This is a genomic window from Mesorhizobium sp. M1328, from assembly GCF_040318075.1.
Lineage (GTDB): Bacteria > Pseudomonadota > Alphaproteobacteria > Rhizobiales > Rhizobiaceae > Mesorhizobium.
Genome location: NZ_JAMYLO010000001.1, coordinates 209,312 through 232,061 on the forward strand (window position 1 = coordinate 209,312; position 22,750 = coordinate 232,061).

Genomic DNA, 22,750 nt, shown 5'->3' on the forward strand with positions numbered 1-22,750 from the left:
CAAGGGCTTCGATGGAAAACAACCGCAACTTCTTCATCACCATCGCACTGTCGGTGCTGATCCTGGCGCTTTGGCAATATTTCTATGTGATGCCGCGCAGTGAGATGCAGCGCGAAGCCGCCCGCATCGAAGAGCAGCGCGTGGCGGAGCAGAAGAAGGCCGCCCAAGGCACCAGCCCGGGCGCCAGCGAAACACCGGTGCAGCCGGGCGCCATTCCGAACGCGCCTGGCGGCGACGCGGTGACGCCGGCCGGCCGCGACCAGGCGATTGCCTCGACCAGCCGCGTCAAGATCGACACGCCGAGCCTCGAAGGCTCGATCAACCTCACCGGCGCGCGCCTCGACGACCTCCGGCTCAAGCACTACAGGGAGACGGTCGACAAGACCTCGCCCGAGATCGCGTTGCTCAACCCGGCGTCTCTGCCGAACGGCTATTTCGCCGAGATCGGCTTTTCCGGCACGCCGAATGTCGGCACGCTGCCCGGCCCCGACACCGTCTGGCAGACCGACGGCAAGGCGACGCTGACACCGGCGACGCCGGTCACGCTGACCTTCACCAACGACAAGGGCCTGACCTTCAAGCGCACCTTCTCCGTCGACAGCCAATATATGTTCACCGTGTCCGACACGGTTCAGAACGGCGGCTCGGCGCCGGCGACGTTGTCGAACTATGGCCGCGTTACGCGTTTCGACAAGCCGGCTATCGCCAGCACCTATGTGCTGCACGAGGGCCTGATCGGCGTTACCGGAAGCGAGGGCCTGCAGGAATACAAATACTCCAGCGTCGAATCTGACAAGGAATACAAGCCAGGCAAGTCGACCGACGGCTGGCTGGGCATCACCGATAAGTATTGGGCGGTGACCCTCGTGCCGCCTAGCGGCCGCGAATTTCAGCCCAAATTCTCTTATTTCGAGTTCAAAAGCGGGCCCCATCCGCACAGCTACCAGTCCGATTTCCTGTCCGATCCTGTCACGGTCGCTCCCGGGCAATCGACGACCGTGGAGTCGGAGATATTCGCCGGCGCCAAGGAAGTTTCGACGATCAACGCTTATGAAAAGGACCGTCATATTCGCCAGTTCGATCTTCTGATCGACTGGGGCTGGTTCTATTTCATCACCAAGCCGATGTTCTGGCTGATCGACACGCTTTACAAATTCTTCGGCAATTTCGGTCTGGCGATCCTCGCCACCACCGTCATCGTCAAGGCGCTGTTCTTCCCGCTCGCCAACAAGTCCTATGCGTCGATGGCGAACATGAAGAAGGTGCAGCCCAAGATGCTCGAGATCCGCGAGAAATACGCGGACGACAAGATGAAGCAGCAGCAGGCGATGATGGAGCTCTACAAGACCGAGAAGATCAATCCGCTCGCCGGCTGCTGGCCGGTGGCGTTGCAGATCCCGGTGTTCTTCTCGCTCTACAAGGTGCTCTACATCACCATCGAGATGCGGCACGCGCCGTTCTTCGGCTGGATCCAGGATCTGGCGGCGCCGGACCCGACATCGATCTTCAACCTCTTCGGGCTGATCCCGGTCACCTTGCCGCACATGCTGATGATCGGCGTCTGGCCGCTGATCATGGGCGTGACGATGTTCCTGCAGATGCGCATGAACCCGACGCCGCCGGACCCGACGCAGGCTGCGATCTTCACCTGGATGCCCGTGATCTTCACCTTCATGATGGCGGGTTTTCCGGCCGGCCTCGTCATCTACTGGGCCTGGAACAACACGCTGTCGATCCTCCAGCAGGGCGTGATCATGAAGCGGCAAGGCGCCAAGATCGAATTGTGGGACAATCTGGTCGCGCTGTTCCGCAAGAAACCGTCGCCGGCGGAATAGCCGGCGCTCCGATGATGCGAAACCCAAAAGCCCCGGTTCGTCCGGGGCTTTTTGCACAAGTTGCCGGCCTGGATTAAGCGATTGGTACTGCCGGACGGATCGCGCTATTTTGACCTGGCTGGCAGTTGCCCGATGGAGCTCGATATGACCGGACCCAATCCATCGATCAAGCATCCGATCCCGTTGCACACGCGCGTCGGCTTTCTGAAACCGCTGGTGACGGCGCCGAATATCGAGATCGGCGACTTCACCTATTATGACGACCCTGACGGACCCGACAAATTCGCCGAAAAATGCGTGCTGCATCATTATCCGTTCATCGGCGACAGGCTGGTCATCGGCAGGTTCTGCGCCATTGCCGAGGGTGCGCGCTTCATCATGAACGGCGCCAATCACGCCATGTCCGGCTTTTCGACCTATCCGTTCAACATCTTTGGCCACGGCTGGGAGGAAGGTTTCGACCCGGCGACATCGTCTAAAGAGGTGCGTGGCGACACAATCGTCGGCAATGACGTCTGGATCGGCATGGAAGCGGTGATGCTGCCGGGCGTGAAGATCGGCGACGGCGCCATCGTCGCGGCAAAGTCGGTGGTGACGCACGATGTGCCGGCCTATGCGATCGTCGCCGGCAATCCTGCCAAGGTGGTGAAGATGCGCTTCGACGAAAGGACCATCCGGCGGCTGCTGGCGCTGGCGTGGTGGCACTGGCCGGTGGAAAAGATCAGCCGCAATCTCGATGCCATTCGTGGCAGCAACATTTTTCTTCTGGAGGCAGCGGTTTGAACGCGTTGAACAAGACCACGATCGGCATCGAATTGTTCACGCGAGCCTGGATCTTCATCCGCGGCGTGCCGGCAATGAAATTCCTGCCGCCGGAGGGTCCACCCGAGATCGCCTTTGCCGGCCGCTCCAATGTCGGCAAATCGTCGCTGATCAACGCGCTGGTCAACCAGAAGGGGCTGGCGCGCACCTCCAACACGCCGGGCCGGACGCAAGAGCTCAACTATTTCGTGCCGGGCGGATTTTCGGGAGAAGGCGCCGATCTGCCGCCGATGGCCCTGGTCGACATGCCGGGCTATGGCTACGCCACGGCGCCGAAGGAAAAGGTCGACGAGTGGACGAAGCTCGTGTTCGACTATCTCAAGGGCCGGGTGACGCTGAAGCGCGTCTACGTGCTGATCGATGCCCGTCATGGCATCAAGGCCAAGGACGACGAGGTGCTGTCGCTGCTCGACAAGGCGGCGGTGTCGTATCAGATCGTGCTGACCAAGACCGACAAGATCAAGGCGGCGGGGATACCGCAGCTGATCGAGGAAACGCTGGCGAAAATCAAGAAACGCCCGGCGGCCTTTCCCTTCGTGCTCGCCACGTCGTCGGAAAAGAGCGAGGGCCTCGAGGAATTGCGTGCGGCGATCGTGCTCGCCGCCAATGGCGGATAGGCAACGGACTCCGACGGCTGGTCAGGCGGGGCTGGAGGCCCGTTCCTGCTCTGCAAGCTGTTCGGTGCCGTAGGCCTTCAGGAACACGTCGACGCCCGACCTGACGATATGTTCGATCTCGGCCGCACTTGGCGCCTTGGTGCGATAGGCGAATATGCACTGGCGGAAAAGACCGGCCAGGCACAGCTCGGTGAACTGATAGGCGGCAAGCTCGACATCGTCGATCTTCAGCAGGCCGCGTTCGATAGCCATGTTGAGGAAAACGACAACCCTGTCATGGCCGCGCTTCGGCCCGCGTTCGTAAAATCGCGCGCCAAGCTCCGGAATGCGTTCCGACGCGCCGATCACCGTCCGCTGCGCCAGGATGACCCTGGCCGAGGTGATCTTCATGGACAGCACGATGCCGAACTTCACCAGCGTCTGGCGAAGGTCGCCTATCTGGTCCAGCACTTCGTACATGTTCTTGAAGATCGTGCCGCGTTCTTCCTCGATCAGTGCTTCGAACAGCTCTTCCTTGTTGGCGAAGTAGACATAGATGGTGCCCTTGGACACGCCGGCCTCGCGGGTAATGTCGTTCATCGACGCGGCTTCGAAGCCCTTGTCGATGAAGACACGGCGCGCACCCTCGATGATCTGGCTGCGCTTGACCGGGTCTTGCCCCGCGGCCGGGCGGCCGCGCGGCAGACTGTCCAGCAGATCGCACTGGTCCTTGCCAGCGCTGGACAATGGGCCTGACTCAGGCAAAGGAGCGGCCTTGGGGGCTTCGGCCATAATGTCACACCTCGTAAAATAATTCGAACCATCCGGTTCGATTGCTCTTGATATGGGCCTCTTTAAGCGCTAAGTCAACGCCGAGATCGAACCGAACGGTTCAGTCTGATGAAGTTCAGCGCCAGTTAATTTAGAGAGATATCATGTCCTCGAACGCGCCCACCAGTGCCGAAGTCCGCCCTTTCCCCAGTGCCAAGGTCCAACCTGCGATCGAAGCGCCGGAAGCCCCCGTCAAACCCGCCGACGTCACCCCGCTGGCGCCCGCCAAGAAGAAGCGCTCGATGCGCTCCCTGTTGTTGCCCATCATCGGCCTGGCCCTGCTGGGCGCCGGCGCCTGGTATGGCTATGATTATTGGACCGACGGGCGCTTCATGATCACGACCGACGACGCCTATGTCCAGGCCGACACGGCGTTCATCTCGCCAAAAATCTCGGGCTATGTCGATCAGGTCAAAGTGACCGAGAACCAGCAGGTGAAGGCCGGCGACCCGCTGCTAATCGTCGATGACGGTGACTACAAGATAGCCGTTGCCCAGGCCGAGGCGCAGATCGCCACGTTGAGCAAGACGCTCGACCGCATCGATGCCCAGACCGAGGCGGCGCGCGCCTCGCTCAAGCAGGCGCAGGCGCAGAAGACCGCCGACCAGGCCGCGGCCGACAATGCGAAGCGGGCTCAGGTTCGTGCCGCCCAGCTGCTCAAGACCCGCGTCGGCACCCAGGCCCAGTTGGACGATGCCCAGACGGCGGTCGAGCAAGCCAATGCCGCACTAGCCGGCGCCGACGCACAGATCGCGGCGGCTCAGGCCAATATCGGCGTGCTCCAGGCGCAGCGCGCGGAATCGGCCAGCACGCTGGCCTCGCTGCAGCTTGCCCACGACAAGGCGGTGCGGGACCTGTCCTTCACCGTGTTGCGCGCACCCTATGACGGCGTGGTCGGCAACCGCTCGGTCGAGCAGGGCGACCTGATCAGCCCCGGACAGAAGCTCGCCGTCATCGTGCCAATGGACAAGCTCTATATCGTCGCCAACTTCAAGGAGACCCAGCTTGCCCGGCTGGTGCCTGGTGAAAAGGTCAGTGTGTCGGTCGACGCGATCGACGGCCAGGACTTCGAGGGTACCGTGTCGTCGCTGGCCCCGGCTTCGGGAGCAGTGTTCTCGCTGCTGCCGCCGGAAAACGCCACAGGCAATTTCACCAAGGTGGTGCAGCGCGTTCCGGTTCGTGTCGACGTGCCCGCGGATGTGCTGAAGACGGGCAGGCTGCGCGCCGGCCTGAGCGTCGTCGTCGCCGTCGACAGCCGTACGGCGCCTTCGGCATCGAAGTAAAGCGGAACCGGGAGCAAAGGTCATGGCGACCGCAACCCTAACTGCAGGATCGGCGCCGGCGCCAGCCATGCCGGTGCCGGCCGACCACATCTCGACACGCCGCGTCATCGCCTTCCTGGCGATGGTGTTCGGCATGTTCATGGCCATCCTGGACATCCAGATCGTCTCGGCCTCGCTGGCCGAGATCCAGGCGGGGCTGAGCGCCAGTTCGGATGAGATTCCGTGGGTGCAGACGGCCTATCTGATTGCCGAGGTGGTGATGATCCCGCTGTCGGGCTTCCTCAGCCGGATGCTGTCGACGCGGGTGCTGTTCACGATCTCGGCAGCAGGCTTTACCGCGGCCAGCGCGCTGGCGGCGACCGCAACCAATATCGACCAGATGATCGTCTACCGCGCCGTGCAGGGCTTCATCGGCGGCGGCATGATCCCGAGCGTCTTTGCAGCCGCCTTCACCATCTTCCCACCGTCGCGTCGCGCCATCGTCTCGCCGATGATCGGCCTGGTGGCGACGCTGGCGCCGACCATCGGCCCGACAGTCGGCGGCTATATCAGCCATGCCATGTCCTGGCACTGGCTGTTCCTGGTCAACGTCGTGCCCGGCATTCTGGTGACGACGGCCGCCTGGTCGCTGATCGACTTCGACAAACCCAATCTCAAGCTGTTCAGCAAGTTCGACTGGTGGGGGCTTGCCGGCATGGCCGCCTTCCTGGGCTGCATGGAATATGTGCTGGAGGAAGGTCCCAACAACGACTGGCTGCAGGATCAGGCGGTGTTCATCTGCGCCGTCATCATGACCTTCGGCGCGGTGCTGTTCTTCTGGCGCGTGTTCACCGCCGAGGAGCCGATTGTCGATCTGAGGGCCTTCAGCAATATCAATTTTGCCTTCGGCTCGCTGTTCTCCTTCGTCGTCGGCATCGGCCTCTACGGTCTGACCTATCTTTATCCGGTGTTCCTGGGGCGCATCCGCGGCTACGATTCGATGATGATCGGCGAGGCGCTGTTCGTCAGCGGCCTGGCCATGTTCTTCACCGCGCCGATCTCCGGCATCCTGTCGAACAAGATGGACCCGCGCATCATGATGATGATCGGCTTCTTCGGCTTCGCCACGGGGACCTGGTGGATGACGCATCTCACCGCCGACTGGGATTTCTATGAACTGCTGATCCCGCAGATCCTGCGCGGTTGCTCGATGATGCTCTGCATGGTGCCGATCAACAACATTGCGCTCGGAACCCTGCCGCCGGAGCGGCTGAAGAATGCGTCTGGCTTGTTCAACCTGACCCGCAATCTCGGCGGCGCCGTCGGACTGGCCGTCATCAACACCGTGCTGATCGACCGCAATGCCTTCCACTACGCCAGGCTCTCCGAGCACGTGCAATGGGGAAGTGCCGCTGCGCAGCAGAAGCTGCAGAACATGACGCTCAACTTCGAGCAGACCGCCGGGCTCGACGCCTCCAAGGCGGCCATCTCCAAACTGTCAGGCATGGTCCAGCAGCAGGCATCGCTGCTGTCGTTCATGGACGTATTCTTCATGCTGACGGTTTTGTTCGCGACGCTTGGGCTCTTCACCCTGGTGATCCGCAAGCCAGCCGCTCAGGGCGGCAGTGGCGGAGGCCATTGAGGCGCGCTGGATCCCCCGCCTGGCGCCCTCGCGCATGACCCCGAAAAGCGATTTTCGGGGTCATGCGCAAAATCAACCATTACGAAGTCCTCGCGCGCTCCGACAAAGCCAGGGCGCAGCCGTCCTCACGCCGTCGCCGGCTTGAAGGTCAAGGCGACGCCGTTGATGCAATGCCGCAACCCGGTCGGCGGCGGACCGTCGTCGAAGACGTGGCCGAGATGGCCACCGCAGCGGCGACAGTGGACCTCGGTGCGGGTCATGCCCAACGACCTGTCTACGGTCTTGCCGACGGAATTCGGGATTTCCTGCCAGAAGCTCGGCCAGCCTGTGCCGGAATCGAACTTGGTCTCTGACGAATAGACCGGCAGGTCGCAGCCGGCGCAAGCGAAGATGCCTTTGCGGTGCTCGTTGAGCAGCGGACTGGTTCCCGGGTATTCCGTGCCCTCCTTGCGCAGCACATTGAAGGCCGCGTCGGACAGGATGGCGCGCCACTCGGCTTCGGTCTTGGTGACCTCGAAAGTCTCGGCCGCGCGTGCATCCTGGGCTCCGCCCATGCGCAGCGCGGTGGCGCCTGCGACAACGCCAAGGGCTGCCGCACCACTCAAAAGAAGCTCGCGACGGTTCATGGCCATTCCTCCTGTCATTGCTTGTGCCAAATTCGACCGCCACACGGAAATCAAAAGCCGGTGACGATCGCTGTCCTCAAAGCGGGACTCCGCGCCTATCCACATCTTGCGTGAACGGCGCGGAGTGTGCGCAGGGAGGCCCTTAGCGATATCTTCGCCGGCAGCGTGCGTTTGTTACATCTTCGGCAGGAGAACCTTGTCGACGACGTGGATGACGCCGTTGGACTGCTCGACATCGGCGATCGTCACATTGGCGACATTGCCGTTCTCGTCGGTCACGGTGACCTTGCCGCCGTCGGTCTTGAGCGACAGTTCGCAACCACCGACCGTCTTGACCTTGTGGGTGCCGCCGTCATCCTTGACCATCTTGGCGACGTCGGCGGCCATCGCCTTGGCGCCGATGACATGGCAAGTCAGGATCTTGACCAGCTTGTCCTTGTTTTCAGGCTTGAGCAGCGTCCCCATCGTGCCGGCTGGAAGTGCCGCAAAGGCCTCGTTGGTCGGCGCGAACACGGTGAAGGGGCCAGCGCTTTGCAGCGTATCGACCAGGCCGCCTGCCTTGACGGCAGCGACCAGCGTCGTGTGGTCCTTCGAGTTGACAGCATTTTCGACGATGTTTTTCTGGGCATACATGGCGGCGCCGCCGACCATCGGATTTTGGGCATAGGCAATGGTGGCGAGCGCAGAAATGGCGACCGTTCCGGCAAGCAAAAGGGTGGCGAATTTACGCATGATTTCAATCTCCTCGGGTTATCGTTCGCCTCATTCGGGAACGCAAGGAGATACGCGACAGAAATGTGGGAGTTTCGCCCTCTCCGCAAAAAATATTGTGTCGCTGCAATTTGCCCAGTGCGGATCGGCAGCCGCCAACAAACTTTGCAGGCGTTTAAATCGCGGGAGATAGATTTCAGGTCTGCTTCTAGAGGCAAGAAGCGGTCAGACGCTCTTCAGATCGCCCGCTGCGACCACCGGTCCAGTCGGCTGGCCGGTCGGTGAACCGCCGGCAGGCTCGACGCTGACCGCAAGCACGGCGCCTTGCGCCAACTTTTCCTGGACGGCGAGCGGGATGGCCAGATGCACGCTCGCACCGGCCGGGATGACACCCATCGACACCGGCGCATTCTTGCCTTCGATCATCCACAGTTCGAAGTCCTTGCCGGCGGCCCGCTCGCCGGAAACGTGGGAAAGACCGATCTCGTGACGGGCGGCATCGTAGACGACGAGATATTTGACGTCGCTGCCTTCGGCCGCCAGCGAGGCGACAAGCCGCGTCTGCGGCGGTTCGGTGGGCGGGCGGAAGTAAGGCACGGCGATGTAGATCGCCAGCGCCGCAATGGCGGCGGCGGCAAGGCCGCGCCAGAAGCCAAGGCTCGACCACAGGCCGGCGCGCGGCTCTGCAGCGAACAGCCGGCGGTCCAATGCTTCCTTGACCCTGATCGGAGGCTCTGTCTCCGGATAGGCGGCGGCCATCGGCGAAAGATGCGCCTCCCAGCTATCGACAAGGCGCGCGAAGGCGGCGTCCGCATCGATGCGGCGCGACGCGATCTCGCGTTCGTCGGCGGCCAGCACGCCAAGAACGTATTCGGCGGCGAACAGGTCGTCGCCCCCACGTTCCGGTCCGTTGTCGTCAGCCAGCGTCATCTTTCCAGGCATTCTCTCAGTTTCAACAGGCTGCGCCGCAGCCAGGTCCGCATTGTGTTCAGCGGCACGCGATAGCGCTCCGCCAGCTCGGCATAGCTTTTGCCATCCAGATAGGCGCTCCGGACGGCCGCCGCCCGGTCCTTGTCCAATTCCTCGAGACAATGGTAGATGCGTTCGGACTCACCGCCCGCCACGGCCATGGCCTCCGGCCCCGGCGCCGGATCGGCCACGTCGAGCGCGGCATCGATATAGGCGGCAGGCTCTCGCCGCGCCCTGATCCGATCGATCGCATGATTGCGCGCAATGGCCACCAGCCAGGAGATCGGGCTCAGATCCGAAACGGCGAAACGGTCCGACTTCGTCCATATCTTGACGAAGACCTCTTGAAGCGCCTCTTCTGCATCTCCCCGATCCTTCAATACACGAAGGCAGACGCCGAAAAGTTTCGCGCTGGTCTGCCGGTACAGCAGATCGAACGCAGCCCGGTCCTTCATGGAAGTCCGGACAATCAGGTTGCTGATGTCCTGCGGCGTCATCGGCCGCCAAATTAGGCGATTGCAATGTATTTGCAACGACTGAAATGGTCTTGCGCACTGGCAGCGCCAGCGTCGATTGCCAAGGAAATCGCCGCCCGCTAGCTTGCCATGAGCGGGAGGGCGACCATGTCGATCGAGCGGGTTCTGTGGGAGCATGACGCAACCGGCCAGGCCGCACTCGTGCACAAGGGAGAGATCACACCGCAAGATCTCGTCGATGCGGCGATCGCCCGGGCCGAGGCCACCCAGCCGGAGATCAACGCCATCGCCGAACCGCTTTTTGAGGCGGCGCGGGCGCGAGCGAAAACCGTCGACCACAAGCTGCCGCTTGCCGGAGTGCCCTTTGCGCTGAAGGACCTCGGCATTGCCATGAAGGGCGTGCCGACGCATGGCGGCAGCCGCATCCCAGCCTACACCCCCGATTTCAACTCGGTCATGACGGAACGCTATCTGGCTGCTGGCCTGGTCCCGATCGCCACCAGCACCGCACCCGAACACGGGCTGAGGCTGGTGACCGAGTCCGTGGCTTACGGCGTCACCCGCAATCCATGGGACACCGCCCACACGACCGGCGGTTCCTCGGGCGGCGCGGCTGCGCTGGTCGCGGCCGGCGTCGTGCCGGTGGCGCACGCCTCGGATGGCGGCGGCTCGATCAGGGTGCCTGCCGTTTGTACCGGGCTGGTCGGGCTGAAAACCTCGCGCGGCCGCGTGCCCTTGACGCCGCTCGTCACCGAAAGCTGGTACGGCTTCGTCGTCGACCATGCGTTGGCCCGCTCGGTGCGCGATACGGCCCTGCTGCTCGACCTGACCCACGGGCCCGACCCGCTGTCGCCCTACGCGGCACCCTCGCCGAACGGCAGTTTCACTGCGGCCGCCGGGCGCGATCCGGGCAAGCTCAAGCTCGCCTTCTACCGAAAATCGCCGCTCGGCCTGCCGATTTCGGAAGAAACCTTGAAAGCTCTGGATGCGGCAATTGCGTTGGCGCGCGAAGGCGGGCACAGCGTCGAGGAGATCGACCTGCCCTATATCGATCGCGATTTCATCGCCGATTTCGCCAGAACCGTCGCCGCGGCGGTGGCCGGCACGATGCGTGGCGAGGCCCTGCGCGTCGGCCGCTCCATCTCAGGCGACATCGAACGCGCAACGCGCGTGATGAGCCGGTTCGGTGAAATCCTCTCGGCCGGCGAAATCTATGCCGGCCTGCAGCGGCTGCACGCAACCTCGCGCCGGCTTATCACCGAAACCGCGCATTACGATGCAGTGCTGATGCCTGTCATCGCGCATCCGCCGCTCGCCTGCGGCACCATGGACCCGAAAGGCGCCGACGAATTCATCGAGAATGTCCTGGACAGACTGCGCCTCGCCGGCCTGCTGAAGTTCAAGCCGCTATTCGGCCAGCTGATGGACAAGAGCCTGTGGTTCACCCACTGGCCGGCGATCCAGAACGTCAGCGGGCAACCGTCGATCACGCTTCCGGTTTACGTGACCGATGCCGGCCTGCCGCTCGGCGTCCAGGCCGCCGGCCGCCCCGGCGACGAGGAGACGCTTTTGTCGTTCGCCGCGCAGATGGAAAAAATCTCGGGATGGCTGGGCCGGCGGGCGCCGCTGCAGGTGCCGGCATAGGCGGTGATTTGATCGATCGTGACAGCAAAGCCGTTTGCCCCCTCGTCCAATTCCCGCTAAGACGCCGCCGTTCATTCCAAGCTGGGAACCACGCCGATGACGGATGTCGCCGCCACCGCCGAAATGCAGGCCGCGCTGCTTTCAAGGGCGCTGCCCTATATGCAGCGCTACGAGAACAAGACGGTCGTGGTGAAATATGGCGGCCACGCGATGGGCGACATCGCGCTCGGCAAGGCTTTCGCCCGCGACATCGCACTGCTCAAGCAATCCGGCGTCAACCCGATCGTCGTGCATGGCGGTGGGCCGCAGATCGGCGCCATGCTCAGCAAGATGGGCATCGAATCCAAATTCGAGGGCGGCTTGCGCGTCACCGACCAGAAGACCGTCGAGATTGTCGAGATGGTGCTGGCCGGGTCGATCAACAAGGAAATCGTCGCGCTGATCAACGCCGAGGGCGAGTGGGCGATCGGCCTGTGCGGCAAGGACGGCAACATGGTGTTTGCCGAAAAGGCGCGCAAGACCATGATCGATCCGGATTCCAACATCGAGCGGGTGCTCGACCTAGGCTTCGTTGGTGAGCCTGTCGAGGTCGACCGCACATTGCTCGACCTCCTGGCGCGGTCCGAAATGATCCCGGTGCTGGCGCCGGTGGCGCCCGGCCGCGACGGCCATACCTACAACATCAACGCCGACACTTTTGCCGGCGCCATCGCCGGGGCCTGCCAGGCGACGCGCCTGCTGTTCCTCACCGACGTGCCCGGCGTGCTCGACAAGGACAAGAAGCTGATCGACGAGTTGACCGTGGCCGAGGCCAAGGCCCTGATCAAGGACGGAACTGTCTCGGGCGGCATGATCCCCAAAGTCGAGACCTGCATCGAGGCAATCGAGCGCGGCGTCGCCGGCGTCGTCATCCTCAACGGCAAGACGCCGCATGCGGTGCTGCTCGAGCTGTTCACCGAACACGGCGCCGGCACGCTGATCGTGCCGTGACTGGCCGGGTGCCTGAGGGGCTCAAGCGTTTGGCGAAATAGCGGTCACGGACTTACGCGACAGGCGTTCGACAACCATCGATTCCTCTTCCTCGTCTTGCGGCGCGCCCCAGAATTCGGCAAGCGTCGGGCCATTTTTGAGGCGGCGGTCGCGGACCAGAAAGCCCCAGACCTCGCGGAACCAGACGCGGCGGCCCATTTTGGTGTACCAGCGCATCGAATGCCGTTGCTCCGGATCCTTGTGGAACAGGATACGCACCAGCGCCTTGGGCCGCAACTGCACGGCCAGTTCGATCAGCTTGACGGCGAAGAACAGCATCCACGGTTTGAGGCGGGTCATCCGCAGCACCTGGTGCTTGTAGTCCCACAGGCGGGCGTCCAGCTGGATCACCTTGCGGTCCCTGGCAATCCTGAAGAACGGCGTCCAGCGATGCGGCGTCACATAGAGCGCCTGGATCTGGTCGGGGTCATAAGCGATCAGCTGGCGGAAGCCGCGCCAGAGGTCGCGAAAGCCTTCGTCCTCGAAACCGGCCACCCAGGTCGCCATCGACAAGATGCCGTTGAGGCGCAACAGCCGTATCGCCTCGCGGTCGGACGAGGTGCTGCCGCCCTTGCGGATCAACTGGAGCGTCTGCTCGTCGGTGTTTTCCATGCCAAGCAGCCAGCGGATGACGCCGGCCTGGCGATAGAGATGCAGGCTGTCGGCGTCACGGACGATGTCGTCGGCGCGGGTGGAGCCGACGATCAGCACCGGCACGTTCTCGGCGATCATCGCATCGAGAAAGGCGCGCCAGGCTTTTTTGGACGACGTCGGGTTCTCGTCGGCAAGGTTGATCAGCTCGACGCCATGCTCGCGGTATAGCCAGGCAATCTCCCGCGCGAACTTCACGGGGTCGCGGTGCCGCCAGCGCGTCCAGAAGCCGCGCTGGCCGCAATAGTTGCACAGATGCGGACAGCCTCGCGAGAACTGCATGACCACCGCGCGCTTGCCTCCCCAATAGCTGTAGCGACTGAAGTCGATCAGTTCCCAGCCGATGCGGTAATCGTCGAAATTGGCGATCGTCCTTGTCGGCCGGGTGGCAAAGGGCCGGCGCAAATCATCAGGAAAGGCGATGCCCGTCACATCCGACAGCGGCTTGCGTTTTTCCAGCGCTTCGACCAGCGCGACGATTGTCGCCTCGCCCTCGCCACGCACGATGAAGTCGAAGACATCTGTTTCGTTCAGTATGTCGCGCCAATGATAGGTCGGAAACACGCCGCCATAAATCAGGATTGTCGCCGGCTCGATGTCCTTGACCATGCCGGCGATCAGCAGGGCTGTCGGATGTGCAGAGGTCGAGCCGGAATGGCCGATCAGAATGCAGTCGGGATGGTCGCTCAAGGCGTCCCGGACCAGCGTGGCAAGCGCCATCGGCCCGAATTCGGCGTCCACAAGCCGCACTTGATGTCCCGCGTCGATCAGCGGACCGCCCAGTGCCAGCAAACCGAGCGGCGGCAGATGGTCGTCCGGCACACGGCTGCCGATGACTGTATGTGGCGGGTTGATCAGGACGATTTTCATGGCGGACCTTCAATGGCGGTCCGCATGTCGTAGTCGGCGATCTAGCTCTGGAGATTGGCCAGCTTCAGCAGTTTGTGTGCAGCCTTTCCGCAGAAATGCCTATCGTCTGAGATGTGCAAGCGGGACATGGCCGGGCCCCTTGATGTTCTGCAGCACAAGCTGGGTGTGGACGTCGCGCACGCCTTCGAGCCGCATCAGACGGTGCATGACGAAAGCATTGAGCTCGTCGACCGACGGCACCATCACGTGCAGCAAGAAATCATGGTCGCCGGTCATGGTCCAGCATGAGGACACCTCGTCCATGCGCTGGACGGCGGCGATGAAGCTTTCGGGCGAGCCGTCGCTGTGGCTGGTCAGGCGCACCTGGATGAACACCTCGACCATCAGCCCGACGGCGCGACGGCTGAGCACCGCGGCGAAGCGCTTGATGATGCCCGCCTGCTGAAGAACCTCAAAGCGCCGCGCGCAAGGTGTCGTCGACAGGCCGATCTGCTGCGCCAGTTCGGATACCGGCTTGCGCCCGTCGCGCTGCAGGATGTCGAGCATCTTGATCTCGAATTCGTCAAACTGAGGCATTTTCACTCTCCCAAAGCTCGATCGTGGAGTCTTTTACCTCCAACCCCGCATTTGAGCCACCATCAAAGCTGATTTGCCTCCCGCCATTCCGCTAGAATTGCCGACAATCCGCTGATCATGATTTCCAGGGAGAGCAGCCATGACCATGAACGTTGCCGACTATGCCCGCGAATGCGCCGCGCGAGGCCTTCGCGGCGACTATTCGGTCTGCCGTGCCGATTTCACCGTGGCGCAGGGCTACAATTATAGCGACGAAGAACAGGCGGTGTGGCGCACGCTGTGCGACCGCCAGACGAAGCTGACCAGGAAGCTCGCCCATCATTCCTATCTCGATGGCGTTGCGGCGCTTGGCCTTCTCGACAAGATCCCGGATTTCGGTGAGGTCAGCGAGAAGCTGCGCAAGCTCGCCGGCTGGGAGATCGTCGCCGTGCCGGGGCTCATTCCCGCCCAGCCGTTCTTCGACCACCTCGCCAACCGCCGCTTCCCGGTCACCAACTGGCTGCGAACCCAAAAGGAGCTCGACTACATTGTCGAGCCCGACATGTTCCACGATTTCTTCGGTCACGTGCCGATCCTGACGCAGCCGGTCTTTGCCGACTTCATGCAGATGTATGGCAAGAAGGCCGACAGCGTGATTGCGCTCGGCGGCGACGAGATGATCACCAGGCTTTACTGGTACACCGTCGAATACGGGCTGATGCGCGAACCCGGCCAGCCGCTGAAGGCGTTCGGCGCCGGGCTGATGTCATCCTTCACGGAGCTTCAGTTCGCGGTCGAAGGCGGCGAGGCGCACCATGTCGCCTTCGACCTGGAAACCGTAATGCGCACCGGCTACGAGATCGACAAGTTTCAGCGTGCTTATTTCGTGCTGCCGTCGTTCGACGCCCTGCGTGATGCTTTCGAGACCGCCGATCTTGCGGCGATCGTGGCGCGCCGCAAAGGCGAGCCGGCGCTCGATCCGGCAAAAGGTCTGAAAGGTTAGTTCTTGTTAGCGACCGCCAAGGCTCAGGCGGCTTCGGAAATATCGCGGTCGATGATCGACAGATTGCGGCCGCGATGCTTGGCCTCGTAAAGCCGCTGGTCGGCGGCGCGCATCAGCTCCGACACTGCGGCGTCCTTGCCGCAGGTGATGCCGCCAATACTGACCGTCAGCGGAACCGTTCGTTCGTCGACGGGCCGGAAACGGATACGCTCGACTTCACGGCGGATGCGCTCGGCGACGCGCCTGGCCTCGTGTTCGGTAGCGCCGATCAGAAGGGCGCAGAATTCCTCGCCGCCGATGCGGCCAAGCACGTCGCCGCTGCGCACGCCACGCTCTATCGCGTTTGCGATCAGGAGCAGCGCATCGTCGCCGATCAGATGGCCGTAGCTGTCGTTGATGGTCTTGAAATGATCGGCATCGATGATCAGCAATGCTCCGCGATCGAATTTACGCCGGGAGCCGTCGAGCGCGGCAAAGAAGCTTTCGCGGTTGAGCATGCCGGTCATGTCGTCGCGGCTCGCCTTTTCCGCCAAGCGCCTGTGCGCGGCGGCTAGTTGGGCATGGGCGCGGGAAAGCTCGCGATGGGCGGTCTGCAACCTTTCGCCCTGCCAGAACGTATAGGCGCCGACGCCCCAGGCAAGGGCCAGCGGGCAGACGGTGGATGTCAGCCAGATGGTGCGATTGATCGGAAAACCCATTGCTGGCACGACGATCAGCGTCAGCAAAAGCGAGACCGCGACAGAGGCGAAAGCGATGGCGGCAGACTTTAGAAATATGCGATTCATCGCTTGCTCCCACTGATCCGTCTTGGTCACAGCAAGCGCTGAATGTCACCTTTCGGCGATGCTTAAGATTTTAATTATGGCGCCATTTTCACCACCCAGGGCGCGCATAGGTTGTGGATAAACCTCCTGTTAGAAAGATCGTTTCGTGCCATAAGGACGGTATGACCACACTTCCCGACCCCGCCCGCTTTGCCCATGTCACCGACTGGGTGTTCGATCTCGACAACACCCTTTATCCGCATCATTCGAATCTGTTCTCGCAGATCGATGTGAAGATGACCGCCTATGTCGGAGAATTGCTGACGCTGCCGCGCGAGGAAGCACGCAAGCTGCAAAAGGAGCTCTACCGCGAATACGGCACGACACTGAACGGATTGATGACGCGCCATGGCATCGACCCCGATGATTTTCTCGAGAAGGTCCACGACATCGATTATTCCTGGCTGGTTCCAGATCCCGTCCTCGGCACCGCCATACGCCAGCTTCCCGGCCGTAAATTCATCTTCACCAACGGGGATCGCCGGCATGCCGAACGCACCGCGCGGCAGTTGGGCATTCTTGAGCATTTCGACGATATTTTCGATATCGTCGCTGCCGGACTGAACCCCAAGCCGGCGCGGCAATCTTATGAGAAATTTGCCGAACTCCACGCCGTTACCGGGCAAAATGCGGTGATGTTCGAAGACCTCGCCCGCAACCTGTCGGTGCCGAAATCGCTGGGCATGACCACGGTGCTGGTGGTGCCGCGCAATTTCGAGCCGACCTTCTCGGAAATCTGGGAACGCGACCCGGCCAACGAGGACGATGTGGACTTCGTCACCGACGATCTCGCCGGCTTTCTCACGGCGATCGTCGAAGTCACTGCTTGAGGCAGCCGGCGCGCTTCAAGTCCTTGCTTGCATGTCAAAGTTTATAGAAGCGGCTAATGATCCCCCAGGCCTCGTCGGCGGTGTCGACGAAATCGATGATATCCTGGTCGCCGGGCGTGATCGTGCCTTGCTCGGCGAGGAAATCGAGGTCGATTGCCCTTGCCCAGAAAGCCTTGCCGAACAGAATGACCGGCACGCGTTCCATGCGGCCGGTCTGGATCAGGGTCAGCGTTTCGAAGAACTCGTCCATCGTGCCGAAGCCGCCTGGAAATACCGCAACGGCCTTGGCCCGCATAACGAAATGCATCTTGCGGACCGCGAAATAGTGGAAGTTGAAGCAGAGTTCCGGCGTCACGTAGGCGTTTGGCGCCTGCTCGTGGGGCAGCACGATGTTGAGACCGATCGACGGCGCGCCAACATCGTCGGCGCCGCGATTGCCGGCCTCCATGACACCCGGCCCGCCGCCGGTCACCACGACGAATTCGCGATAGTACGAGGTGGCCGACTGCTGTGAGCAGAGGCGGGCGAATTTGCGCGCCTCCTCGTAATATTTGCTGTTTTGCTCGAGGTTCTTCTTCTGCGTCTCGTTCTTGGCCGCCCAGGCTTCGCCGCCGGGCTCGGGAATGCGGGCGCCGCCGAACAGGATGACGGTCGATTGGATGCCGCGCTCGGCCAGGATCATCTCCGGTTTCAGCAGTTCGAGCTGCAGCCTGACCGCGCGCAACTCGCGCCGCGTCATGAAATCGGGATCGTTCCAGGCCAGCCGATATGTCTCCGCGCGCGTTTGCGGCGTGTCCGGCACGCTTCTCGACCGCTCCAGATCCTCGTCCGAATGCGGCAGCGGCGTCCATCCCGCCTTTTCCATGGGAGTCATATTTGCTTTACCCGTCCAATCATTCACTTGCGCCGTCCCGTGACGCTGCCGCGATTGACCCTCCCCAAGCCTTCACATAGGGTCCGCGCGACTTTCAAACAGGTTAAGGCGCCGGCCCTTAACAGCTTGGTAATGGAGCGAATTCATGTCGAAGCCCGATCTCGCGAGCCTCGAGGAGATTATCGAGAACGCCTTCGAGGAACGCGACACGATTTCGACCGCAACCCGCGGCGAGACGCGCGAGGCCATCCAATCGGCGCTCGACCTGCTCGACCGGGGCGTCGCCCGCGTTGCCGAGCGGCAGGCCGACGGCAAATGGCATGTCAACCAGTGGCTGAAGAAAGCGGTGCTGCTGTCCTTCCGGCTTACCCCGATGGAGATCATAAAGGGCGGTCCCGGTCAGGCAGTATGGTGGGACAAGGTGCCCTCGAAATTCGACGGCTGGAGCGCCGTCGATTTCGAGAAGGCGGGCTTCCGCGCCGTGCCGTCGTCGATCGTGCGCCGCTCCGCCTATGTCGCGCCCGGCGCCGTGCTGATGCCGTCCTTCGTCAACGTCGGCGCCTATGTCGACAGCGGCACCATGGTCGACACCTGGGCTTCGGTCGGCTCCTGTGCCCAGATCGGCAAGAATGTGCATCTGTCGGGCGGCGTCGGCATCGGCGGCGTGCTGGAGCCGATGCAGGCGGGTCCCACCATTATCGAGGACAATTGCTTCATCGGCGCCCGTTCCGAAGTGGTCGAAGGCTGCATCGTGCGCGAAGGCTCGGTGCTCGGCATGGGCGTCTTCATCGGCCAGTCGACCAAGATCGTCGACCGCGCCACCGGCGAGATCTTCTACGGCGAGGTGCCGGCCAATTCCGTCGTCGTGGCCGGCTCACTGCCGGGCAAGCCTTTTCCAAACAACGAGCCCGGCCCCAGCCTCTACTGCGCCGTCATCGTCAAGCGGGTCGACGCCAGGACCCGTTCCAAGACCTCGATCAACGAATTGCTTCGCGATTGATCTTTCCCAACGAATACGGATGGAATTCGCTTGCCTGACGGATCTGACCTTATCTGGCTTTTCTTCAAAGCTTCGGGCCGCGTCAGCCGCGCGGCCTATTTTCTTGGAGGACTGCTGGTGGCCATCATACAGGCCTTCCCGCTCTACCGTTTCACGCTGGTGCCGGAAGGCACCACCGAGAGCAACATGTGGTCGTTCATTTTCTTCATCGCCTTCATTGCCTCGCTTTGGTCGAACGTCGTGTTGGCGGTGAAGCGGTTGCATGACCTCGACAAGCCGGGTGTTGCGGCGCTGGTGCTGTTCGTACCGGTTGTATCGATCATCGCTTTCCTCGTGCTTTGCCTGTTTCCGGGGCAACCCGGCCCCAACCGCTATGGCAAGCGCACCAATGCACCGGCCGAACCCTGAGCGCCGATTGGACATTTCGTCATGCGCTACCGCTCGCTTGATCCGAAACTGATCCTCGAAACCGCCGAACGGCTGGAAGGGCGTGTCGCCGAGCGCTTTCCCAATGCAGGCTTGCGCGGCGTCGCCGCCGAGCTCGTGTCGCTGTCGCGCGATCTGGCAAAGGCAGCCAAGGCGCTGGAGGCGCCGATCTGGTGGCTGCGCGGCCTCATCATCGCCGCCTTCGTCGTCGGAGCGCTGATGTTCCTTTTCGTCGGCACAATCCTGCCGCTTGGCCGCATTTCTGGAAACCACGATGCCTTCCAGTCGGTGCAAGGCATCGAAGCCTCGCTCAACATGATCATCCTCGCCGTGCTGGGCTTCCTGGCCCTGATCCGCTCCGAGGAGCGGATCAAGCGCAAGCGGGTGTTTCGCCAGCTCCACGGGCTGCGGTCGCTGATCCACGTCATTGACATGCACCAGCTGACCAAGGATCCGGCAGCACTTTCAGCCAGTTTCAAGCCGACTGCGCATTCGCCAGCCCGCATCACCAACGCCGCTGACCTTGCCCGCTATCTCGACTATTGCTCCGAAATGCTGTCGATCACCGGCAAGATCGCCGCGCTGTTCGCGCAATCGGTGAACGACGCCGTGGTCATCGACGGCGTCAATGACATCGAGAACCTGGCTTCGAACCTCTCTCGAAAGATCTGGCAGAAGATCACGCTGATCGAAACCCCTCATGGGCAGCCGGCACGTGCGGCGAAGACCGATCCCGAGCCGGGTCCGCCGCGTCGGCCTGCGGTCCGCAAACAACCGGGGCCGGCAAGCTAAAACCCGCGAGCCGGCGGCAGATCCGCTAGAGCGGCAGAGCGGGGAGTTCCGAAACCCCGGTTTTGCGCCGGATGCTCTAAGCGAATGTTAATCACCCTCGCCCAGCATGCCGGCGAAGACTGTGTCGACCGGCACGGAGCGCTCGACTGACAAGCGACCTATCTCTGACCACCAAGGAGCCGCGCAAAACGTGGACCGCCGGCGCTCGCCTGTTTGCCTGGTTCTCTTCGCCGATGAGATTGGAACCGGAAGCCGTCCGCGCCCGGCTGCTCGACACCACTTTCGACCGCAAATTCGCAGTCCTGTTCGGCACCATCAGCGTTCTGGTGGTTGCGGTCAGCGCCGCACTTGCCACCAAGGATTGGTGGCCCTACGCCTGGATCGCAGCCGACCTGATGCTTTTCGTCGTCCGCGTTCTGCTGATGCGGGAATGCGAGCGGGCCCGCAGGCGCGGCTCGAAAGGGCCGCTGGCAGGCCTGATGGCAGCCAGCGGCGTCTGGTCGGTCGTTTTCGGCCTCGGCTGCTATGGCTGTGTTGCCAGCGGGAATATGGCGCTGTCCGTACTGGCTGCCTTGAATGTCGCAGGTGTCGTTGGCGTGGTGTCGTCACGCAATGCGGCGACCCCGCGCTTCGCCATATTCGTCATGTTGGCCGTAAGCCTGCCTTACGTGGTCGGTGCATTGTTTTCTGCGGCGCCCGGAATGCCGATCGTCGGAATTCAGACGCTGTTCTATGTTGCCGGCGTCATCATCGTGCTGCTTCAGAACCACGCGATCAACGCCCGCATGATCCGCGCCGAGCTGGACAATCGCGACCTGGCCATCAAGGACGCGCTGACCGGCCTGCCAAACCGCATCTTCCTGCAGGAGAAATTGCGCGACATGTGCCGCGACCTTGCGGCGCCGGCCGCCAATGGCGGCAAGCCGTTTGCAGTGCTCAGCATGGATCTCGACGGCTTCAAACAGGTCAACGACCGTTTTGGCCACGCCGTCGGCGACGTGCTGCTGCGCAAGGTGGCCGAACGATTGAAGCGCGGCTTCCGGCCGGGGGACGTGGTCTTCCGCATCGGCGGCGATGAATTTGTCATCCTTTTGCCCGCAACCTCGGAGATCGAGGCCACCTACCTGGCAAAGCGGGCCATCGAAAAGGTCTCGGTGCCTTTCGACCTCGGGGTCGGCTCCGCCATCCATGTCGGCTTGAGTGTCGGCAGCGCATTCGCACCCGCAGACGGCGGCGATCCGGAAATCCTGCTCACCTGTTCCGACCATGCGCTCTACGAAGCCAAGCGCACCGGCAAGGGCCGTTATTGGGCGCCTGTGCGGGCTACGATCTGACGGTCGCGATGACGGCTTCCGGCGTCAGGCAGGGCGATCCGCGCCTCTCCTGGTCGGCCGCGCGCACCAGTGCCGTCACACGCTTCAGCAAAGGTGCCGGCGTGCCGGCCTTTTCGGCCAAGCGCAGGGCCGCGCCTTGCAGTTCGCCGATCTCCGTCGGCCGGCGGCGCTGAAGGTCATCCCACATCGACGAACGCGCGGCCGGATCGATGGCAAGCATCCGCCGCGCCAAGAACTTGAACAGCCAGTCGGGCAGGCGAAGCACTTTCGGCAGCAGTGCGGGACGCGGGCCGGCGATGCGAGCGGGTTCGATGCCTGTCGCCGTCATTGCCGCCAACGCTTCGTCGATCTGGCCGGCCAGGATCAGCCGCCAGCGGCGATCGGCAAGCTCTGCCGTCAGCGGCAGGCCGGAAAGCGCCACCAGTGCGTTGTTGAGGTTGAGTAGCAGCTTGCCCCATAGCGCCGCTTCGATGTCACCATGCGTGGCGACGGCAAAGCCCTCGACGTCAAGCACTTCGTCAAGGCCTGTCGGACCCTGTTCGATCATCACCTTGCCGCCGCTGGCGCGGTGCAGGCGAAGCGGCAATTCGCCCTCCGGCGATTGGACCACGTTGAACGGCACCATACCCGCGAGCACCGGCCGGGCGGTGAGATGGGCTCGCAATTTATCGGCATTGTCGACGCCGTTCTGCAGACTGAGTATCATCGTGTCCGGTCGGGCATGGGCCGCAATAAGCCCGGCCATGTCTTGCGTCGCGCCGCTCTTGACCGTTACCAGGATGACATCGGCACGGGGGAACGCCGCGGCCGGATCAGCCGTGACCGACAATGCCTCCGACTTGACGGAACGGTCGCGGCCATCACGGTCGGTGATGCGCAATCCACCTTTTTGCAGCGCGTGCTCGATGCGCGGTCGCGCCAGCAGAACCACCTTTCGCCCGGCAAGTATCAGGCAGCCGCCGGCGTAGCATCCGATACTGCCGGCACCGGCGATTACGATCGTCTTGCCACGCGCGACCATGCGATGGCCCTGTCCTGGTCGAGAGGCCTTGTCACAGTTATACGACATGAAAACCATAATGTCGGCGGCATGGCTGGCCCTTATGTCTGGCCGTGACAGGCCTTGCGCTTTCGACTATCGCTTTTGC

At 62.6% G+C, this 22,750-nt stretch carries 23 protein-coding genes; 13 read left to right on the plus strand and 10 right to left on the minus strand.

What is annotated here, in order from left to right:
- Positions 1 to 11: 11 nt before the first annotated feature.
- From yidC to yihA, 3 genes are all read left to right on the plus strand, one after another.
- Entirely contained in the window at positions 12 to 1,835 is a 1,824-nt protein-coding gene (yidC, locus tag NKH23_RS01020) for a membrane protein insertase YidC (protein ID WP_352717144.1), read from the plus strand.
- Between the two features lie 144 nt (positions 1,836 to 1,979).
- Positions 1,980 to 2,618 (plus strand): CatB-related O-acetyltransferase, encoded by a 639-nt coding sequence (locus tag NKH23_RS01025; RefSeq protein ID WP_352717142.1) that lies wholly within the window; start codon positions 1,980 to 1,982, stop codon positions 2,616 to 2,618.
- Positions 2,615 to 3,274 carry a ribosome biogenesis GTP-binding protein YihA/YsxC gene (gene yihA / locus NKH23_RS01030; protein WP_352717141.1) on the plus strand — a complete coding sequence of 220 codons (660 nt, stop codon included), beginning with the start codon at positions 2,615 to 2,617 and terminating at the stop codon, positions 3,272 to 3,274. The genes NKH23_RS01025 and yihA overlap by 4 nt, the downstream gene beginning before the upstream one ends.
- A 21-nt stretch (positions 3,275 to 3,295) precedes the next feature.
- Here yihA and NKH23_RS01035 read toward each other — a convergent pair whose 3' ends face one another.
- A complete protein-coding gene (locus NKH23_RS01035) occupies positions 3,296 to 4,045 on the minus strand; it encodes a TetR/AcrR family transcriptional regulator (protein WP_352911771.1) in 750 nt (249 codons plus the stop codon).
- Between the two features lie 143 nt (positions 4,046 to 4,188).
- Here NKH23_RS01035 and NKH23_RS01040 point away from each other — a divergent pair, with 143 nt between their 5' ends.
- Together NKH23_RS01040 and NKH23_RS01045 are read left to right on the plus strand one after the other, a co-directional pair.
- A complete protein-coding gene (locus NKH23_RS01040) occupies positions 4,189 to 5,367 on the plus strand; it encodes an HlyD family secretion protein (protein WP_352911773.1) in 1,179 nt (392 codons plus the stop codon).
- 67 nt (positions 5,368 to 5,434) lie between these two features.
- The gene (locus NKH23_RS01045; RefSeq protein ID WP_352912208.1) at positions 5,435 to 6,988 is read left to right on the plus strand and encodes a DHA2 family efflux MFS transporter permease subunit; all 1,554 of its coding nucleotides are present in this window, start codon (positions 5,435 to 5,437) and stop codon (positions 6,986 to 6,988) included.
- A gap of 125 nt (positions 6,989 to 7,113) precedes the next feature.
- On the opposite strand, the gene msrB is transcribed toward NKH23_RS01045, so the two are convergent.
- From msrB to NKH23_RS01065, 4 genes are all read right to left on the minus strand, one after another.
- Entirely contained in the window at positions 7,114 to 7,614 is a 501-nt protein-coding gene (gene msrB, locus NKH23_RS01050) for a peptide-methionine (R)-S-oxide reductase MsrB (protein WP_352464747.1), read from the minus strand.
- 174 nt (positions 7,615 to 7,788) lie between these two features.
- Positions 7,789 to 8,346: a fasciclin domain-containing protein gene (locus NKH23_RS01055; RefSeq protein WP_352717137.1), complete on the minus strand. Its 558-nt coding sequence runs from the start codon at positions 8,344 to 8,346 to the stop codon at positions 7,789 to 7,791.
- A 204-nt stretch (positions 8,347 to 8,550) separates the two neighbouring features.
- Positions 8,551 to 9,255 carry an anti-sigma factor gene (locus tag NKH23_RS01060; RefSeq protein WP_352912209.1) on the minus strand — a complete coding sequence of 235 codons (705 nt, stop codon included), beginning with the start codon at positions 9,253 to 9,255 and terminating at the stop codon, positions 8,551 to 8,553.
- Entirely contained in the window at positions 9,252 to 9,791 is a 540-nt protein-coding gene (locus NKH23_RS01065; protein WP_352911776.1) for a sigma-70 family RNA polymerase sigma factor, read from the minus strand. The genes NKH23_RS01060 and NKH23_RS01065 overlap by 4 nt, the downstream gene beginning before the upstream one ends.
- 126 nt (positions 9,792 to 9,917) lie before the next feature.
- Here NKH23_RS01065 and NKH23_RS01070 point away from each other — a divergent pair, with 126 nt between their 5' ends.
- Positions 9,918 to 11,414 carry an amidase gene (locus NKH23_RS01070; protein ID WP_352911779.1) on the plus strand — a complete coding sequence of 499 codons (1,497 nt, stop codon included), beginning with the start codon at positions 9,918 to 9,920 and terminating at the stop codon, positions 11,412 to 11,414.
- A gap of 96 nt (positions 11,415 to 11,510) precedes the next feature.
- Positions 11,511 to 12,404, plus strand: a complete 894-nt coding sequence (gene argB, locus NKH23_RS01075) for an acetylglutamate kinase (protein ID WP_023677482.1) — start codon at positions 11,511 to 11,513, stop codon at positions 12,402 to 12,404.
- Between the two features lie 21 nt (positions 12,405 to 12,425).
- Here argB and bchE read toward each other — a convergent pair whose 3' ends face one another.
- Together bchE and NKH23_RS01085 are read right to left on the minus strand one after the other, a co-directional pair.
- Positions 12,426 to 13,964, minus strand: coding sequence for a magnesium-protoporphyrin IX monomethyl ester anaerobic oxidative cyclase (gene bchE, locus NKH23_RS01080; RefSeq protein ID WP_352911782.1), 1,539 nt, complete (start codon positions 13,962 to 13,964; stop codon positions 12,426 to 12,428).
- A 99-nt stretch (positions 13,965 to 14,063) separates the two neighbouring features.
- On the minus strand, positions 14,064 to 14,540 hold the full coding sequence (locus tag NKH23_RS01085; RefSeq protein ID WP_352911785.1) for an Lrp/AsnC family transcriptional regulator: 477 nt from the start codon (positions 14,538 to 14,540) through the stop codon (positions 14,064 to 14,066).
- Positions 14,541 to 14,679: 139 nt separating this feature from the next.
- On the opposite strand from NKH23_RS01085, the gene phhA reads away from it, so the two are divergent.
- Positions 14,680 to 15,522, plus strand: a complete 843-nt coding sequence (gene phhA / locus NKH23_RS01090; protein ID WP_352911789.1) for a phenylalanine 4-monooxygenase — start codon at positions 14,680 to 14,682, stop codon at positions 15,520 to 15,522.
- Positions 15,523 to 15,545: 23 nt separating this feature from the next.
- Here the strand turns inward: phhA and NKH23_RS01095 are convergent, their stop codons facing one another.
- The gene (locus NKH23_RS01095) at positions 15,546 to 16,307 is read right to left on the minus strand and encodes a GGDEF domain-containing protein (protein ID WP_352911792.1); all 762 of its coding nucleotides are present in this window, start codon (positions 16,305 to 16,307) and stop codon (positions 15,546 to 15,548) included.
- A gap of 161 nt (positions 16,308 to 16,468) precedes the next feature.
- Here NKH23_RS01095 and NKH23_RS01100 point away from each other — a divergent pair, with 161 nt between their 5' ends.
- Positions 16,469 to 17,176, plus strand: coding sequence for a pyrimidine 5'-nucleotidase (locus NKH23_RS01100; RefSeq protein WP_352911794.1), 708 nt, complete (start codon positions 16,469 to 16,471; stop codon positions 17,174 to 17,176).
- A 34-nt stretch (positions 17,177 to 17,210) separates the two neighbouring features.
- Here the strand turns inward: NKH23_RS01100 and NKH23_RS01105 are convergent, their stop codons facing one another.
- A complete protein-coding gene (locus NKH23_RS01105) occupies positions 17,211 to 18,050 on the minus strand; it encodes an LOG family protein (protein ID WP_292655870.1) in 840 nt (279 codons plus the stop codon).
- A 145-nt stretch (positions 18,051 to 18,195) separates the two neighbouring features.
- On the opposite strand from NKH23_RS01105, the gene dapD reads away from it, so the two are divergent.
- The 4 genes from dapD to NKH23_RS01125 all read left to right on the plus strand — a co-directional run bounded on the left by dapD (position 18,196) and on the right by NKH23_RS01125 (position 21,602).
- Positions 18,196 to 19,050, plus strand: a complete 855-nt coding sequence (gene dapD / locus NKH23_RS01110; protein WP_352911797.1) for a 2,3,4,5-tetrahydropyridine-2,6-dicarboxylate N-succinyltransferase — start codon at positions 18,196 to 18,198, stop codon at positions 19,048 to 19,050.
- A gap of 30 nt (positions 19,051 to 19,080) precedes the next feature.
- Positions 19,081 to 19,458 (plus strand): DUF805 domain-containing protein, encoded by a 378-nt coding sequence (locus NKH23_RS01115; protein WP_352911800.1) that lies wholly within the window; start codon positions 19,081 to 19,083, stop codon positions 19,456 to 19,458.
- Between the two features lie 21 nt (positions 19,459 to 19,479).
- Positions 19,480 to 20,268, plus strand: a complete 789-nt coding sequence (locus tag NKH23_RS01120; RefSeq protein WP_352911803.1) for a hypothetical protein — start codon at positions 19,480 to 19,482, stop codon at positions 20,266 to 20,268.
- 233 nt (positions 20,269 to 20,501) lie between these two features.
- Entirely contained in the window at positions 20,502 to 21,602 is a 1,101-nt protein-coding gene (locus tag NKH23_RS01125; protein WP_352911805.1) for a GGDEF domain-containing protein, read from the plus strand.
- Here the strand turns inward: NKH23_RS01125 and NKH23_RS01130 are convergent.
- Positions 21,592 to 22,623 (minus strand): 2-dehydropantoate 2-reductase, encoded by a 1,032-nt coding sequence (locus NKH23_RS01130; protein ID WP_352911808.1) that lies wholly within the window; start codon positions 22,621 to 22,623, stop codon positions 21,592 to 21,594. The genes NKH23_RS01125 and NKH23_RS01130 overlap by 11 nt on opposite strands.
- Between the last annotated feature and the right edge of the window lie 127 nt (positions 22,624 to 22,750).